Annotated in this window: 15 protein-coding genes; 1 reads left to right on the plus strand and 14 read right to left on the minus strand. The window is 46.8% G+C overall.

Translation table 11 applies throughout. The annotated features are described in order from the left end of the window. Positions 1 to 27: 27 nt before the first annotated feature. The 3 genes from OXH00_24900 to OXH00_24910 all read right to left on the minus strand — a co-directional run bounded on the left by OXH00_24900 (position 28) and on the right by OXH00_24910 (position 2,147). Positions 28 to 855, minus strand: a complete 828-nt coding sequence (locus OXH00_24900; protein ID MCY3744265.1) for a 6-carboxytetrahydropterin synthase — start codon at positions 853 to 855, stop codon at positions 28 to 30. 35 nt (positions 856 to 890) lie between these two features. Further along, complete coding sequence (locus tag OXH00_24905) at positions 891 to 1,184, minus strand: hypothetical protein (GenBank protein MCY3744266.1); 294 nt, start codon at positions 1,182 to 1,184, stop codon at positions 891 to 893. A 114-nt stretch (positions 1,185 to 1,298) separates the two neighbouring features. Next, a complete protein-coding gene (locus tag OXH00_24910) occupies positions 1,299 to 2,147 on the minus strand; it encodes a sulfurtransferase (GenBank protein ID MCY3744267.1) in 849 nt (282 codons plus the stop codon). A gap of 899 nt (positions 2,148 to 3,046) precedes the next feature. Here OXH00_24910 and OXH00_24915 point away from each other — a divergent pair. Further along, positions 3,047 to 5,086, plus strand: coding sequence for a cadherin domain-containing protein (locus tag OXH00_24915; protein ID MCY3744268.1), 2,040 nt, complete (start codon positions 3,047 to 3,049; stop codon positions 5,084 to 5,086). Positions 5,087 to 5,176: 90 nt separating this feature from the next. On the opposite strand, the gene OXH00_24920 is transcribed toward OXH00_24915, so the two are convergent. The 11 genes from OXH00_24920 to OXH00_24970 form a co-directional block, all read right to left on the minus strand. Further along, the gene (locus OXH00_24920; GenBank protein ID MCY3744269.1) at positions 5,177 to 5,884 is read right to left on the minus strand and encodes a DUF4159 domain-containing protein; all 708 of its coding nucleotides are present in this window, start codon (positions 5,882 to 5,884) and stop codon (positions 5,177 to 5,179) included. Between the two features lie 87 nt (positions 5,885 to 5,971). Then, a complete protein-coding gene (locus tag OXH00_24925; GenBank protein ID MCY3744270.1) occupies positions 5,972 to 6,748 on the minus strand; it encodes a hypothetical protein in 777 nt (258 codons plus the stop codon). Between the two features lie 287 nt (positions 6,749 to 7,035). After that, positions 7,036 to 7,716 (minus strand): hypothetical protein, encoded by a 681-nt coding sequence (locus OXH00_24930; protein MCY3744271.1) that lies wholly within the window; start codon positions 7,714 to 7,716, stop codon positions 7,036 to 7,038. Between the two features lie 276 nt (positions 7,717 to 7,992). After that, positions 7,993 to 8,268, minus strand: coding sequence for a hypothetical protein (locus tag OXH00_24935; GenBank protein ID MCY3744272.1), 276 nt, complete (start codon positions 8,266 to 8,268; stop codon positions 7,993 to 7,995). Positions 8,269 to 8,327: 59 nt separating this feature from the next. Then, positions 8,328 to 9,446, minus strand: coding sequence for a hypothetical protein (locus tag OXH00_24940; protein MCY3744273.1), 1,119 nt, complete (start codon positions 9,444 to 9,446; stop codon positions 8,328 to 8,330). Next, on the minus strand, positions 9,443 to 9,793 hold the full coding sequence (locus OXH00_24945) for an STAS domain-containing protein (protein ID MCY3744274.1): 351 nt from the start codon (positions 9,791 to 9,793) through the stop codon (positions 9,443 to 9,445). The genes OXH00_24940 and OXH00_24945 overlap by 4 nt, the downstream gene beginning before the upstream one ends. A 95-nt stretch (positions 9,794 to 9,888) precedes the next feature. After that, entirely contained in the window at positions 9,889 to 12,345 is a 2,457-nt protein-coding gene (locus OXH00_24950; GenBank protein MCY3744275.1) for a DUF5916 domain-containing protein, read from the minus strand. A 142-nt stretch (positions 12,346 to 12,487) separates the two neighbouring features. Beyond that, on the minus strand, positions 12,488 to 13,843 hold the full coding sequence (locus tag OXH00_24955; protein MCY3744276.1) for a serine hydrolase: 1,356 nt from the start codon (positions 13,841 to 13,843) through the stop codon (positions 12,488 to 12,490). A gap of 67 nt (positions 13,844 to 13,910) precedes the next feature. Beyond that, on the minus strand, positions 13,911 to 15,404 hold the full coding sequence (locus OXH00_24960; protein ID MCY3744277.1) for a DUF5916 domain-containing protein: 1,494 nt from the start codon (positions 15,402 to 15,404) through the stop codon (positions 13,911 to 13,913). After that, positions 15,362 to 15,961: a hypothetical protein gene (locus tag OXH00_24965; GenBank protein ID MCY3744278.1), complete on the minus strand. Its 600-nt coding sequence runs from the start codon at positions 15,959 to 15,961 to the stop codon at positions 15,362 to 15,364. The genes OXH00_24960 and OXH00_24965 overlap by 43 nt, the downstream gene beginning before the upstream one ends. 88 nt (positions 15,962 to 16,049) lie before the next feature. Continuing rightward, on the minus strand, positions 16,050 to 16,517 hold a 468-nt coding region (locus OXH00_24970; protein ID MCY3744279.1), incomplete at its 5' end, for a DUF5916 domain-containing protein.

Consider the following 16,517-nt stretch of genomic DNA (forward strand, 5'->3'; position numbering starts at 1 on the left):
TGAGCAAGGCTTCTGGAATGAAATAGATTACGCACCGTAGTAATCAAAGTGATTTTTCGGCGTTTCTCTTAAGCGCAGGCGATGTAAAGTCACCGGACGTAAATTCGGTGCTAATACGTCCCAAAGCACTTTGACGAAATTCTCTGAGGTCGGGTTAAGCGTTTCAAATTCAGGTGTATCCACATTGAGATGCTTGTAATCAAAGCGGGCATAGACCTGTTTTTGAACGACTTCATCAAGAAAATTTAGACCTGCAACCAGTCCGGTTCTCTTATCTACGTCCCCCTTTACGGTAACTTCAAGGACGTAGTTATGTCCATGTCCAGCCGGGTTATTGCACTTTCCGAAGATGTCTTGATTTTCCTCGTCACTGAGTGCGTGGCTATGTAAGCGGTGGGCTGCGCTAAACTCGTAAACCTTGGTCAGATACACCATCGGTCCGTCCCCATAATAGTCGGCAAAATTGGATGCGCTTTCGTAGAGTCGCACCCTGTGCAACATCCGATCCGGCAGCGAAGGCTCGAGTCGTTGCCAAATCTCCATAACGATGTTCTCACACGTCGGTTGTAGGTGCGGGTTTTTAGCAAAAACCGGATGCTGGTGGTTCAGATGCTTGTGATCGTAATTGGTAAGCACTTCAGTCTTCAACAAGGCATCCAACGTTACCAAATTGATAACCATGCCATCATCCGCATCTACCTCTCCCTTCACCATCACCTCAAGCACATAGTTATGTCCATGGCTATTTGGATTCGCGGCGGCACCGAACAACGCAAAGTTTTCAGCATCGCTCAATTCAGGGATACGATTGTAATGTGATGCCTCAAACGCCGTCTGCCGGGTTAAGTAATACATCGGTTTTTGCGTCGCTATCTTGCCCACCTGCGCATTTACGGGTTATCCCGCTGAGGTGTAACAAGTTCATCGTCTACGGACTCATATTGGACTGCCATGAGCCATTCGCCTGTTCCGCGTATCTGGACGTTGCACTTCTTTAGCCATTCGACTAAGACAACGCGATCTCGCGCTTCCCACTCGCAGACCATTCTGCCGGACAGTGTATCACAGAAGACACGGATATTCCGAACATCCGTGTTTTCTTTTTCTTTGAACCGCTTCAGCAGTCGTGCCACATCTTGGCGAGTCATGCAGGCAATAGCATGGGCAGAAACGAATTTGGACATATTTTTTATAGCCTTCAGCCGTCAGCAATCAGCAGTCAGCAAAGAAGTGTTTGATTAAATCAGAAACCTCTTAAATGCTGACAGCCGATAGCCATCTTGCTGACATCTATTCCTTTAGTCGCGTGCGATGGGTGCACCGACAAGATTGCCCCATTCCGTCCAACTGCCATCATAGTTGCGAACTTTCTCATAACCGAGTAGATACTTCAGCACAAACCACGTATGCGATGAACGTTCACCAATACGACAATAGGCGATTGTCTCTTTACTATCATCAACACCTGCGCCACCGTAAATCTCCTGCAGTTCATCGTGGGATTTAAAGGTGCCGTCCTCAGCAACTGCGGTTGCCCATGGAATGTTCGCTGCGCCGGGGATATGTCCACCGCGTTGTGCCGTCTCGCTCATACCCGGTGGTGCGATGACTTCGCCGGAAAATTCGGCAGGTGAACGGACATCAACGAGGTTAACAACACCTTGTCCGAGTGTGTCGCGGACGTTATCCGCCGTGGAGCGAACGTTGTCATCAGGAAACTTCGCCTGATACCCTGTACTCGGATAATCCGGCACGTCAGTGACAAGGTCTCTGCCTTCATCGATCCATTTTTGGCGACCCCCGTTCATCACCTTCAACAGGCTCTCATCGTGTCCGTAGTAGCGGAATTGCCACAATGCGTAAGTTGCGAACCAGTTGTTATTATCGCCATAGAAGATAACGGTGGTATCGTTAGCAATGCCGCTATCGTTGCAGAGTGCTTCAAATTGTTCTTTCGTGAGAATATCGCGGCGAATCTGGTCGCAGAGTTGGGTCTGCCAATTCAGTCCAACTGCGCCAGCGATATGCCCTTCAGCATAAGCGGACGTATCAACATCAACTTCAAGGAGCCGGATACCGGTATCACCGCCGTGTGCGGCTACCCATTCTGTAGTTACCAAAACATCAGGATTCGCATAATCAGCCATTTCTATCTTAATCTCCCTTGTTCTTTTTTTAGGCTTGCAATACAGGAAACATGCAAACTCCGCCTTATTGACAAATGAAATAGTACTTCTTTATATTATACATTTCTAAGGGCAATTTGTCAAATGGAGATGCGGTTTTACGACTATCTTGCTCGTTTTTCGGCAATTTGTCAAGTTTTTTCCAACGAAGTCAGGGGCATTCAGTTTTAAGAAATTATAGAGTTTTCGTCCTTTTTCAGGCCCCGGCGCGGTTAGGAAACCGCACTGGGCTTCGTTAGGAAATTACCGAATTAGATTGTTAAACTTCATTTAGTTTGTGCCAGTCTGGGACCGATAATCTGTATCAGCCCCTTGAGACCCTGCAAAGGTATTTTCAAGCGAAATTAGCGATTTTTATAAATATAATTTGCCTTTTGCCTAAAAGTATTGTATAATTAAGTCGTATATAGTCAGTAAGTTTCAATTTTATTATTAAAACTCAATTTGTCCTTCTGTAACTTAAAGGCTATTTTAAGGTAAATTATGGAATTACTTATATATGCTTTTTGCATAGAAAGAAATTGAGAGTGACCGATCCATTTATTCAAATTGGGACACCGAAGAAAGTGATACAAGATGTGCCCTGTCCGATAATGGGTATGCCGTACCAGCTGGCATTGCTTGTTTCTAAAATCCACATTACCAAGCTTTACCCACCCTCCCCCATCGCTTTATTTACGCTAAGCATTCTTGGATATTCTACTTCACAACATCATATTCGCAGCACTAACGGCTGCACGATTTCCCGCGCCTACGTACGCGCTTCGTCACCAATGAGACAGCGCGTCGCGGCTTTCGGCGTTACCTCACAAACAACTGTAATAGATCACTTACATCTCAAACAACGATAGGAGTTTATATTGAAACTGTTCATCAGAAAACAAAGATCCACCGTATTTTTTCTCTTAACCCTCTTAATACTTTTTGGCACATCTAACACAGGATATACACAGGCAGATGAGAATAGGGCACCCGTGTTCAATGAAGGTGCCCGCGCGACGCGCACTGTTGCTGAGAACACACCTGCCGACACAAACATCGGTGCTCCCTTCACAGCCACAGACCCAGATAACGGCGATACATTAACCTATTCGCTGCATCGGGGCGATAGAAACGCGTTTCGGATTAACCCGAATACAGGGCAGCTGCAAACCAGAGCCGCTCTCGACTATGAAACGAAGAACGCTTACAACAATCTCACCGTCCGCGCAACGGATAGCAGCGGTCTCACGGATGCAATCCTTGTCACAATCAACGTCACGAATGTCAACGAGATGCCTACGTTCAATGTCGGCGGGTCGCGCACTGTTGCCGAGAACACGGCTGCTGGCACAAACATCGGCGAGCCTTTCACCGCAACGGATCCCGATGGCGACGCGCTCACCTATAGTCTGTACAGCGGCGCGGACAGGCACGCGTTTAGTATTGTCAGCACAACCGGGCAACTCCAAACAAAAGATGCCCTCGACTATGAAACGCAGAACGCCTACACGTTTATCATTTCTGTCTCCGATGGCAATGGCGGTATCCTAGCCAGACTCGTCACTATCAACGTCACGGATGTTGAGGAAACACTAATAATGCCCGTCAATCAACGCACGCGACAGGTGCGCGATGCGATTGTCGATGCGGTGCCTGATGTGAATAATCCCGACGAGGTGACGCCCGAACATCTTGCTGGAATTACCAAACTTGACCTTTCCAATAAAGGTATCAGATCACTGAAATCCAGTGATTTCAGTGGTTTGAGCACACTGACAAACCTCAATCTGCAAAACAATTCCATCACCGATATAGCCCCTCTCGAAGATTTGACCACACTGACATGGCTCTATCTGAATAACACTTCGATAAGTGATATATCAGCCCTTGAAGACTTAACATCCCTGACATACCTCAATCTGGGTAACACTTCGATAAGTGATATATCAGCCCTTGAAAACTTAACATCCCTGACATCGCTCTTTCTGTCTGACACTTCGATAAGTGATATATCAGCCCTTGAAAACTTAACATTCCTGACAGGACTTTGGCTGAATAACACTTCGATAAGTGATATATCAGCTCTTGAAAACTTGACATCCGTGGCATTGCTCAATTTGAGTGGCGCTTCGATAAGTGATATATCAGCCCTTGAAAACTTGACGTCCCTGCTATGGCTCTTGCTGGAAGGTAATCCGATTTCGGATTATGGGCCCCTCCGTCGACTCATGAGAGCAAATTGGCTTGTTTCCATTGATATTAATATTAATAACAACATACCTGTGTTCTCAGATGGTGATAGCACGACGCGTTCCGTCGCAGAAAACACAGAAGCCGGCATAAACATCGGCGCAGCTGTCTCTGCTACAGACGCAGATAATCATACCCTCACCTATAGTCTCGGTGGCACGGATGCCGATGCGTTTGATATTGTCACCGAATCAGGGCAGTTACAAACAAAAGCCGCCCTTGACGCTGACACAAAATCGGCCTATACCGTAACAGTGACCGTCTACGATGGCAATAGTGGTGGAGACAGAATTACCGTTACAATTGATGTTACGGAGAGCGACGATGAGAATGTCCGTGGTGCGCCATCGGTTGAAGTATCTCCTATCATTCCTGATAGGACCGCCCTGCTCACCAACTTCCCCAATCCCTTCAACCCTGAGACGTGGATACCCTATCAACTCGCCAAACCCGCTGAAGTTACGCTCACTATCTACGATATACGCGGTGTTGTCGTGCGGGAACTGAAGTTAGGGCATCAAGCTGCGGGTATGTATCATAGCCGTAGCCGTGCGATCTATTGGGATGGCAGCAATACGTTGGGTGAGAAGGTGGCGACGGGTGTCTATTTCTACACACTTAAAGCTGGCGATTTCACTGCGACACGCAAACTATTGATACGAAAATAGCCACAAAATTGCCCTACGACGAGCCAGATAGTTCGTAGTAGGGCAATTTTGTGTGCTTACCAAATTCGCGTACGTCCTAACAGAATAGCATCACAACTGATTTGCCGCAGTAGGTGCGGATTTCGGGACACTCTCTGCATCGCCACCGGTGAGCGCATCTTCAGGGATATACTTACTGTAATCCGCAATCTTGCCGTGTGTTACCGCATAGATAACGATATTGATGAGTTGTCTCGCAGCAGCAGGCGCGAATTCATCTAAAATCTTATTTCGGTCTTGGTAGTGACCGAAAAACGGTTTCTGCACTGCGCCGTCCATCACATGTATCATCGCTTCTGTATCAACGAGAACAGCGAGTCGCCCATCAATGAAAACACCCTGTAACTGGCTATAGGGACCGTGATGGAGAATAGTACTCCCCATTTTCCGAACAGGAAAACGGAGCGGTCCGTTCAACTCAAAGTAAGTGTTGTAAATCTCATGATCTTTAGGAATAGTGGTCAAGTGGTATTCAGGGAGAATTTGACGAAGGACGCGAAGCGCGGGTTGCATTGCCAATTCCGTGTTTCCGTGCGTGGGCATATAGATAAACCCCCCGCGATTGATGACATACTCACGAATCCGCTGTGCTTCCCGATCCGTATAGCCGTGAGAAGGACGACTCCCTTTCGTTTGCCAGATAGCACTCCCCCGCAACAATCCGTTCTCGAGCTTTCCTCCAGAAGTGGAAATCGGTTCCATAAAGATAATCGGTGACTCAAAGAACGCTGCGTCCGTGATTTTGACTGCGTCAACCATTTGGGTTTGGATGCCTGTTTCTGTATTCAGCGACTGAACTAAATAGGGCAGACCTGCCCCGAATCGGAGGTGTCCGATGCCGCTGCCTCAGAAATCAAAGTTCGGATGTAACGGGTCATCGAGACGCACGAGATGGAGTCTTCCAAGAATCTCCTTGCCGCGCCCCTGAATGATAGCCCCCGGACTCCCCTTCGGGAGCGGTGGCATACCGTTACCGATCACAACGTTCTCTGTTACATCTGACAACGACGCGTTGACATTCGCAGCACCGTCCCCTTTGACCAACGAATCTAACCCGGCATGATTGTGCCCTCGCCCCTGTGTGACACCCACTTCGGAACCAAAAGCCCCACGTCCGGTGTCGGCACCTAAACCATCACCAATGCCTGTCCCGATGCCGTCTGTTGTTAGACCGCTGCTACGCAATCCGGCGGTAGGCCCCGCATCCGATGTTGTCGGCAGCACTGCGACGGTTGACAGTGGTTCTGCGGTGTGCTGGACCACAGAAGAACTGTTTGAAACGTTAACCTGCTGCGTTTTTAGCGCAGCGGGTGAACCTGTGTTCAGTGGTGCAGTCGGTGCTGCAGCCGTGGACGCTTTCACAGTGCGTGTTGTGCGACGGGGTGCCGCCTCAGTTTGCGGAACTACTCTCAAATCCGGAACTGGCGTTGCTACAACAACGGGTTTAGAGATCAGATCCCTTTGTGCTGCTTGTGGTGGTGTAACGATGAAAAAACTTACATCAATAGCATCTTGTGCCTTCTGTTGATTGGACGAGATAGCGACGTACCCTACAATGATTGCGAGGCAGACGTGTAGGGCAAGCGAGACTATCCATGCCAGAGGTATCCGGCGCGATTTCATAGTACGCCCCTCCTGTATAGTTGCATGTTCGCGCGTTAATGTTTGTTACATCTAATTTACGCTTAATACTAACATTTCGGACATTATTTGTCAAGAAAAATTTAACGCTTATCTTCGTTAATTTTTGCAATTTTCATGCCAACAGCGATTTGTGTGTAAAATCATGGCACCAGGCCACTCCTGCTGGAACCGCCAAATTGCGTTGACTTGTGTTAAGTTGTGTCAAGTCATCTGGTCTCCACGCATTAGGACTAACAGCTCTGATGTCACAGGGCTTGAGTCCAGCCCTACCGTTTTTTCAGCTCCGCCCAAGTTGTCGTTAAGCGATTCCGGGGATGCACAGCAAAACCCTCAATTTCACTCGGTAGTTTGGGGACAGCGTTGGGATCTATTGCCATGTAAACGGCATCCAAACGGGTATCGCCTTCCCTTGACCAAAATGTAACGGTATGTTTCCCCGGTTTCAGATCAAAGGTCAAAGGATTCTTTTCGCGCCATTTTACTTTTGACCACGTCCACTCCTGATGCTGACCTGTATCCCAGATCATGTCGGCATCACCCGGTTGTGGACTTTTCTTCTCATCGACTGTGACATGGAAAGAGTCCTTCGCCGTATCTTGGGCAATCACCCGCCCCCACATCGTGTACTGACCGGGTGTTCTAACGTTAATCACGAAATCGGCTTTACCGGGGTGGCGACCACCCCCGCCCTTTCCCGCCGATATATACATACCGCCTGAAGCTCTCTTATCTTCATAAATTTCCATGATTTCTACAATTTCATCTGCGTCTTCGGCTTCAAAGCCAATCTCAGTAGCAATGCAATAACCGACCAATCCCAATACAAGCAGTACAAATTGAATCAATAACAACCGCATATATTTCATGCGTATATCCTCCTTGATTGCGAGACAGACGTGTAGGGCAAGCGAGACCATCCACGCCAGAGGTATCCGACGCGATTTCATGAGACCCACCTTCTATGTGGTTAAATGTTCGCGCGTTAACGTAGTGTTATATCTAATTTTATCTTCCATAATAACATTTCCTACATTATTTGTTAAGAAAATTTCAACTTTTATCTTTCGTAACACGGAAGCTGCAATTTCCATGCCAATAACGATTTGTGCGTGAAATCACGTCCGAAAGGAGGCTTCTCACCGATTTTGACGAACGCAGTGGTTTCTATTGTCTAATTTTTGGACAGTTTGTTCAAAAATCAGGTTTCAAATGGTATCAAAAGGTTATATCCCGAACCAATATCGGCATTTTATCAGGAAAATGTTTGTCCCTTCATCGGTAAAACTGCTTCCCAACCGGTGGAACGGACGAAACTCAAGTTCCTCTGCACCCACTTCCTCTAACTGGATTGCGCGTGATTGGGACCACACTAAAAACAGCGTACTGCCCGGACGGAATTCCCAACGGAGAACGGTGTTGCCTCGTAAGGAACGCCGATGGAAATCTCGGTTCTCGTCGAGTGGATACGGTTTGAATTGATACGATTTGGGTTCGATCAACTCCTTGAAGTCTGTATAGTCGCCAATGGCAATGGAGGGTTGTAGGTAAAATTGAAGGGTCAGCGTTGGGGTAAAGAGGTTCTCTCCTGAAGGATTTCCGTTTCTTCAAGCAAACGCTTTAATTTCGCGTGACTGTATCTCGTGTCCTTTTTATCATTTTGCCCCATATCCGCGAAAAACTCTGCCATCAGGACAATAATGGCGCGATATTTTATGAGCACTTCAACATAATTTTTGTCCAATTTCATGAGTCCTTCGGCGTAGATTTCACCGATATTTTCCAATAAGATAATAAAATCCTCGGGATATTGCATCTCATCTTTGAGGCTATATTTCTGCATAATTTTTTTCTTTTTTGTCTCTGCAAGCCCTCGATAAATAGATGAAAGATGTTCCCCAAAACACAGCAAAAATTCTCCATAGTCATAGTCCCTGTGTTTACTGAAGAACGCTCGTTCAGTTTCGCTTAACTCAAAATGCCTGTCAAGGGCTAATCCAAAATCCGTTAAGTAGGGTTTATTTCCATCCGTGAGGATATTACCGAAATGAACATCGAAATGAATAATTCCGTTCTTTCGCAGAAAGGTTATGGTATCCGGTATTTCATTGATGAGTGCTCCTGATTGGTTTATGTTTTTTTCAAACCATTTTGAAAACGTGTAAGGGATATACTCTAAAAACAGCACTATCTCACATTCTGCATTCGTTCTGTCAACCATGTATCTTGCAATATTCTCATTACTGTTCCAATATTTGACATATTTCTTATACCACTTCAGGTCTAAGTCCACCTTTTCTCCAGAACGCGGCATAATCCGGTAATGGTACATTAGGGGAAAATTCTCAATTGCGCCTTGGAGGACCCAATTTGTTGTTCGGATGTGCATCAGAAGTTCGCGAAAAACCCCAAAGCCTGCCGAGCCAACGCCATAGTTGTAGTAAGTTGGCAAATCGTATAGATTCTTGGTCGAGAACATGTTATTGGACTCAAGGTCGGTGAGTGGGATTTTCTTGACGAATACCTTTGATTTTCCTAACTTGATTATATGGTTTTCACCCCAACCGCGCGTATCCCTTTCACTATCAAAAAGAGAATTTAACTTTTCGTTATCAAGGTATATGAGATGCGTGTTGAGTTTATAGTAAGTGTCTATTCTGGTAGTTAAATTGTTTTTCATGATTTTTTGCTCAGAGCAGCAATCGCATCATCCTCGCTTTCAAAGCTTTCAAAGACGGTGATCAATCGTGCCGTGACAATGAGGTTCTTGACATGTTTGTTGACATTAACCACTGCGATTTTCCCTTGACGCGGGTGAATATCAGAATGGATTTTCATCAGGGCACCGAGTCCAAAACTATCTATCTGAGTTACCTTCTTAAAATCAAAAACAAATCTCAGAGGTGATGAGGAAACTGTAAGTGCTTCCGCCACGGTTTCCGAGATCTCTTTGATACCCGGGGAGATAATTCTGCCGCTCAGTCTGAAAATAATGACTCCTTCTTTCTCAGACACGGTAATTACCATAGTATACTCCTAATACTACTGTTCGTTTGAATAGTGCGTGGGATCTTCTAATTATGACACCCAACTTGGGTTTCTTTATAATTTTTTTCGCTCCTCTACATCCCAAACCAATATCGACATTTAATCAGAAAGACGTTTTTTCCTTCATCGGTGAAACTGCTTCCCAAACGATGCAGGGGACGAAAATCAAGATCCGCTTCCCGAACCGATTCCAAGGCAGCTTCACGCGATTGGGACCACACTAAAAACAGGGTGCTGCCCGGCTGGAATTCCCAGCGGAGAACGGTATTGCCTCGCAGAGATCGCCGATGGAAGTCGCGGTTCTCATTCAACGGATATGGCTTGAACTGATAAGACTTCGGTTCGATCAGTTCCTTGAAGTTCGTGTAGTCTCCAATGGTAACAAAGGGCTGCACGTAAAATTGAAGACTCAATGTTGGTGTAAAACTGATGTTTGCGCGGGTGGTGAAGTCCAGCGTTCGAGTTGTTAACTCTCCATAGACATAGTGATTTTTAATTTTTCCATTGACATTTTCTTCAATCAACTCCACCCACTGGGCATCCTTGACCTGATAAGCATAACTCGGACCAATGCTAAACTCAATATTGGATGCCGGTCGAATACGAAGATTAACATCCACATCATAGTCATAAGACCTTTTATCATCATTCCAAGCAAAAACAGGATTGAGTTGGAGGCGAATCATTTTGCGGCTGTCGGTGGTGAGATTTGTAAAAATCCACCAACCTGCGGGGCTTTTGATCAGTGCTCCACCACGCCGGACGTCATCATCACTAAATGATTCCAAGTTCCGTCCAATCCACAGATCATAATCCCAATAGTTTTTCAAGCGTCCGTCTGTCCATATCTCAGAATAACGACTAATACTGACCCCGTCGTAGTTCCAATGCCGCCAACCGTAGAGACCAAGAACAACACGCCGGAAAATGCTGAAAGGCTTCTCCTTCCGCACGGTGAGGTCGTAATTCCATTCCAGCATGTCCGAGCGTCGATGGTAGCCGAGATCGTTAATCTCGAAATCAGGAGAGAGAACGCTTAAATCGGTGTCAAACCTTAACCACCCGCCCCGTTTGTCAAACTCCAGATGGGCAAGATACCCTGATTTGCGTGCATCCAGTTTCCCTGCTTGACTCGCTGCTAAGGTGCCAGTTATCTGGTATCGTTCCTCCGCAAACTTCAAATCCCAATCAAGTCCGCCGACATAAGCAGCATTAGAGGATCGTCGATTGACTGCTGTGGTTATCATGCCAATCTGTGAATTCCCTTTCAGCACATCCTGATTGATTCGCCCAACAAAGTAGTTCGTCAAGGGTTCAATGAGGTGATCGCTTTGGGTTCTCTTTCCACCAACAGATTTTTCGATCTGTGCGTACTCCGGTGCGGTGACCGCTTCCATGATGCCGAAGGAGGTTCCGCCTTGTGTTCTGCCCACAATTTTGGCAGCACCAAGTATGGTTGTAGCTTCTGGACGACTCAGTTCCTCCGCACCTTCAGGAAGGTCGAAATGTCCCGGCTGTCGTCCAATTCGGCGGGAGTAAAAGAAACTATAGTCGTTGTTTCCAAAGATGGATGCCCCTTTGACAAAGAAGGGACGACGCTCCCGAAAAAATTCCTCATACGCTGAGAGATTTAGAGTCGCCGGATCTGCCTCTACCTGTCCAAAATCGGGGTTGATGGTGGCGTTGAGGGTCGTTCCAGTGGTAATCCCATATTGGACATCAGCACCAACATTCCCCCACAGGTTGGTTTCGCGGTTGTGGGTCGTCCGCCCCATAGCGTAAGGCAGCACCTCCAAATGACGGGTCGGATGGATATCTTTGATGCCAACCAGGTCCCCAAAGCGAGATACCCAACCCGGTTCATCCTTTTTAATCAAACGCCAATGGGCATTTTCTTTTTTTCGACTAATATCCCGCGTTACCTGGAGCCCCCACGTATATTCCGCTTTTGGAGAAAAACGCAATACGTGAAACGGGATTTTATATTCTGCAGCCCACCCATCTTCGTGAATCTGAGTCTTCACATCCCACACACCGTCCCAGGTGCTGTCCCACCGACCACTGTCGGCAGCGATACCGTCTGTCACAGAACCAGAAGGATAGGCAGTGAACCAGAAAGCACGCTGCCGGTTGTAATGTGGATCAAGGTTAATGTGGATCTTATCCGATTCAACGTAATTGTCCCGCCTGACGAGACGGGAAACGATTTTATCGGGTTCATTGTCATAGCACATAATTCCAAAGTAGAGTGCTTCATCGTCGTAGGCGACTTGGAATGTAGTGCGTTGGGAAGCGGGTTCTCCCTCATCGGGGTCGCGCTGTCGAAAACCTTCGTGAAGCGGGGCGGTTTTCCAGATATCGTCGTCTAAAACACCATCCAATTGTGGTGGTGCGCCTTTAATACGGATAGCAGTTGCAACCCTGTGAGCGGATTCTGTTTCCGTCTGAGCTTTTACGACGCTTGAGAGTAGCAAAACAGAAAAAACTACGATAAACACCCGGACGACCCGAAAGTCCCATTCGATTTTCACCGATTTTTTTCCTCTTTTTTTTAGGATAATTTACGCAATTAAACCCTGTTTTGAAAAAAAAAATCAGAATTTCTGGGAGCCTATTTCTGCCTCGCTGTGCGTCCCCATTCAACGTGTTGCCCTTTCTGTTGAAAATACTGTCTTAATGCGCTTTTTTCTGAAAGTGTAAGTTTCTGACTCTACCTCCTGTCAGTCTAAACCCTGTAACGCGTCTGGTGCCATCGCGCGTAAAATGAACCTCTGGGAAAAACCACGCGTCCCCGACGAAATGACCATCAGTATAGGTTAGCAATATGTCATCGTGTCTTATGTGTTGTGCCACAAGCTGATCTCCACGTACATCAATAGTGTAGGTTGTATCAAGTTCCTCGGTATAATAATTGCCCTTGAATTCTGTCAACTGTTCGGGTGCCAGAGGTTTGAATCCGTTTTCCTCGGTAGGTTCTGCTGCTGTATCTGGCTCGGATTTTTCTGGATCAAGAGCATCAGCGAGATAGAGCTTAATGACTTCTTCTGTTAAACTGAAGGGAAAAGTATCCAGATTGGATAAGATAACAACGCCAAATTTCTGATCCGGAAAACGGACCACATGGCTCCGAAATCCTCTCCAGGCCCCGCCATGCTCAACCATCTTTAATCCCCTGTATTCACTGATGTGCAACCCGAACGCATAGTCGGTTTGCTCACCACTGTTAAGCACACCACGTTCGTGCATCTGTTCAAGTACTGTTCGTCCACCGATATGTGGGGTATCAAAATTCATTATCCACTTTGCCAAGTCTTCCACTGTTGAATAAAGAGAACTTGAACCGAGTGCGGTTAAATTGTTCACAGCATTTTTAAACCCACCATTTTCAACAGATAGATATGAATACGCCCGATTTTTCAGAATCATTTCGTGGTCATCGTGAAAGTGGGTGTTGGTCATAGCGAGAGGCTTGAAGATGTTGGTATCCGTCCACTGACGGAATGAATCTCCCGTTACTGTTTCGACGATTTCTGCTAACAGGTTGTAACCTGTATTGGTGTATGAAAACGCCGTCCCAGGCTCGAAGTTGAGTGCTTTCTGATGCCGGACCATTTTCAAGATATGCTTAAACGAAATTACGTCATCCATTTCGCTGCCTGCGATAATAAGTGCTTGTGACCAATCCCGTAGTCCGCTGGTGTGATGCAGGAGATGTCGAATTGTGATGATACTTCCAAAATCTGGTACATCGGGCAAGTGTATTCGGATGTCATCATCTAATGAAAGCATTCCTTCATCTAATAACGTAGCGATGGCAAATCCCGCAAATTGCTTGGATATTGAAGCGATATCGAAGATGATTGTCGTGGTAATTGGGATGTCGTATTCCAGATTCGCCATACCGTATCCTCGTTTATAGATGATCTTACTGTCTCTGATAACCGCCAGAGCAGCACCGGGAGAATCTGATCGATTCCACTCTGCAAATAGTTGATCAACTTGCGGCTCAAGTGCCTCGTGAATTGTCATTGCTGTTTCCTCTTTATTAATTATTATTATGTATGCTTAGGAGTTAACTCTGAGGTGCTCTCAACTGTTAAAACGCTCGCAGTACCTTTGCTATCAGACGTTGTTTGAATTCCAAAGCGTTTGGATCGCCAAGGATAATGAAAAAGTCCGTGCCGACATAGCCTGATCGGCGTAATGCGAAGTAGATGTTGATACTCTCGTCTCGCCAGATTAACCGACTGCCAAGGCTCAAGGCGGGACTGAAGTCATAAGTGAGCGTTAGAATCTGTTGGTAGCGTCTCTCAAAATGCCACTGGATTTGTGAGGAGAATCCTGCGGTGAAGCCGTAGGCGCGGAGATTTAGATTTCCGCTGATGCGATGAATTCGTCCACCTGCCTGTTCACCCGTATTGTAGGTAATACCGACATTATTAAACCTGTCAGAAGCACGCGCACGTAATCCGATGCTGAAAACACTATCGCTGAATTCTTCAAATTGTCCGCCCCTCCAGCCAGCGGCAAGCGCATAGTCGCTATGTGTTAGGATAAGTGAAGATACATAGAAGTCACGCCGGAAGACCTCACCTTCATAAGTGTTAGAGATTTGGCTTTGGACAGAAACGGAGGCTCTGCGGAAGAATCCTTCACGCCATTCGTTTTTGATGAAACTACCCAAACCCACGCCGCGGTAGCCGGTGAAGGGAAGGTAACCGAGTCTATTGACGAAATCTGGATCTATAAAAAATGCGGACAGGTAGGGTTGGAAAAGCGGTCCGTTGTAGCCTATACTGACGAACCCATTCCTTCCGCCCGATTCGCCTGCCCAAGTTTGGATGAGGTTAGAACCTACTGAAAATTTACCGTACCGCATGTCCCCGGAAAGATAACCGACATTGTTCGCTCCAGTGTCCCGGTGATGATGCGAAAGGAACGCCGCGCTGATATTAGATGTTGCTGTGAGCGATTGTGAGACTTGAAGAATAGCGTTCTGGTTGTTTCGGTGATACGTGCCTAAGGTGCCGACTGAGGTGTTTTTCGCAAGTTTGCCAAAGAGTTTAAGCCCTCCGTCCATATCCATTATCCGCCGCGAATGGAACAGCCGACGGAGGCGATAGACATTGCCCCCTTCCAAAAAGAAAGGACGGCGATCAGGCACGTAGCGTTCACCATAGGAGAAATCAATGCCTTCTACGGCTTGTTCAATGTTATCAAAATCGGGGTTGGCAGTACCGATGAGCCGTAGCTGCGGGGTAACCTCGTAACGGATGTCCGCTCCCGCGCGAGCCGTATACTCTCTGTCATCGGTTTCCTTTTCACTGATACCACCAATCAGATAGGGTAACAACTTGAGTTCGCGCGTGCGGGGCGGGGGTAACACATCAATCCAGTGTCCATCGTTTTCCCGAAATTCCTGGACACCAAGATTGCACCACCAAGAACGTTCTCCTGTGCGCTGTTGCAGTCTGTCAATATTAATACCCATCCGCACCGGTTTAGTTGTGTCAGGGTAATCCAGCATCTGCCATGGGATTTCCATCTCTACAACCCATCCATCTTGCACAATCTGGGCAGCAGTTTCCATAGCCCAATCCACTCACTTTTCTCGGCGCGTCCGGTGGCGAGATGTGCGAATTTCGTGCCAAGCGGATTTACGATAAAGAAGTTTCTGTCGGAAAATTGGTGTGTATGAAACGGGTCAAGACTGAAGGAGACCCAATCTTCTCCGCGAATTCGCGTCTGGTCTTTGGTTTGACGTGCCACAATTTTATTGGGCATATCGTCGTAGAGGTGAAGTCCGACGTAGATGGCTGTGTCCGTATAAACGAGGTGACCGATGGATTGGTTTTTCGCTGGTTTTTCGGTGCGTTCGTCGGTAAAACCGACGGCTCGCGGTGCATCCTGCCAGCAGGCATCATCAAGAGCACCGTCAATAAGAGGCGGTTGATTTGTTTTTACTGCCGGAAGTTCTTTCTGAACGGTCTGTATATTTTCTACAGCCCAAGTTTGTAAACTGGCGAATAGGCTAAACGATGATATAGTGAATATTATTATCGCATAAATTTTCTGTTTTGTGTGTTTACTTGTAGTGCTTTGGCGCGCTATGTTAGTCTTTGCCGTTGTATACTTCGTTTTTTCCATCAATAAGTTTCCTCCAAATCCGGAAATCTTACCCGATTCTTTAGTGCTTTATATACTTTATAGGACTTACGCATTTCAGGATTTCAACTTACACTCCAAACCAATACCGGCATTTAATCAGGAAAATGTTTTCCCCTTCATCCGTGAAACTGCTTCCCAGACGATGCAGGGGACGAAAATCAAGATCCGCTTCCTGAACGGATTCCAAAGCCGCTTCACGGGATTGGGACCAAACCAAAAACAGCGTACTGCCCGGTTGGAATTCCCAGCGAAGGACGGTATTGCCCCGTAGGGATCGCCGATGGAAATCGCGGTTTTCCTTCAGTGAATATGGCTTGAACTGATACGACTTCGGTTCGACTAATTCTTTGAAGTTTGTGTAATCGCCGATGGTAATGAAGGGTTGCACGTAGAATTGAAGGCTCAACGTCGGCGTAAAACTAATATCTGCGCGGGTTGTGAAGTCCAAGGTTCGGCTTTTGAGTTCGCCATAGATGTAGTTGTCTTCCAAACCAACTCGCAGATTACCACCCATTTGGCTGGCGGTAGTGGCCAG

It is taken from the genome of Candidatus Poribacteria bacterium (assembly GCA_026706025.1).
Classification (GTDB): domain Bacteria; phylum Poribacteria; class WGA-4E; order WGA-4E; family WGA-3G; genus WGA-3G.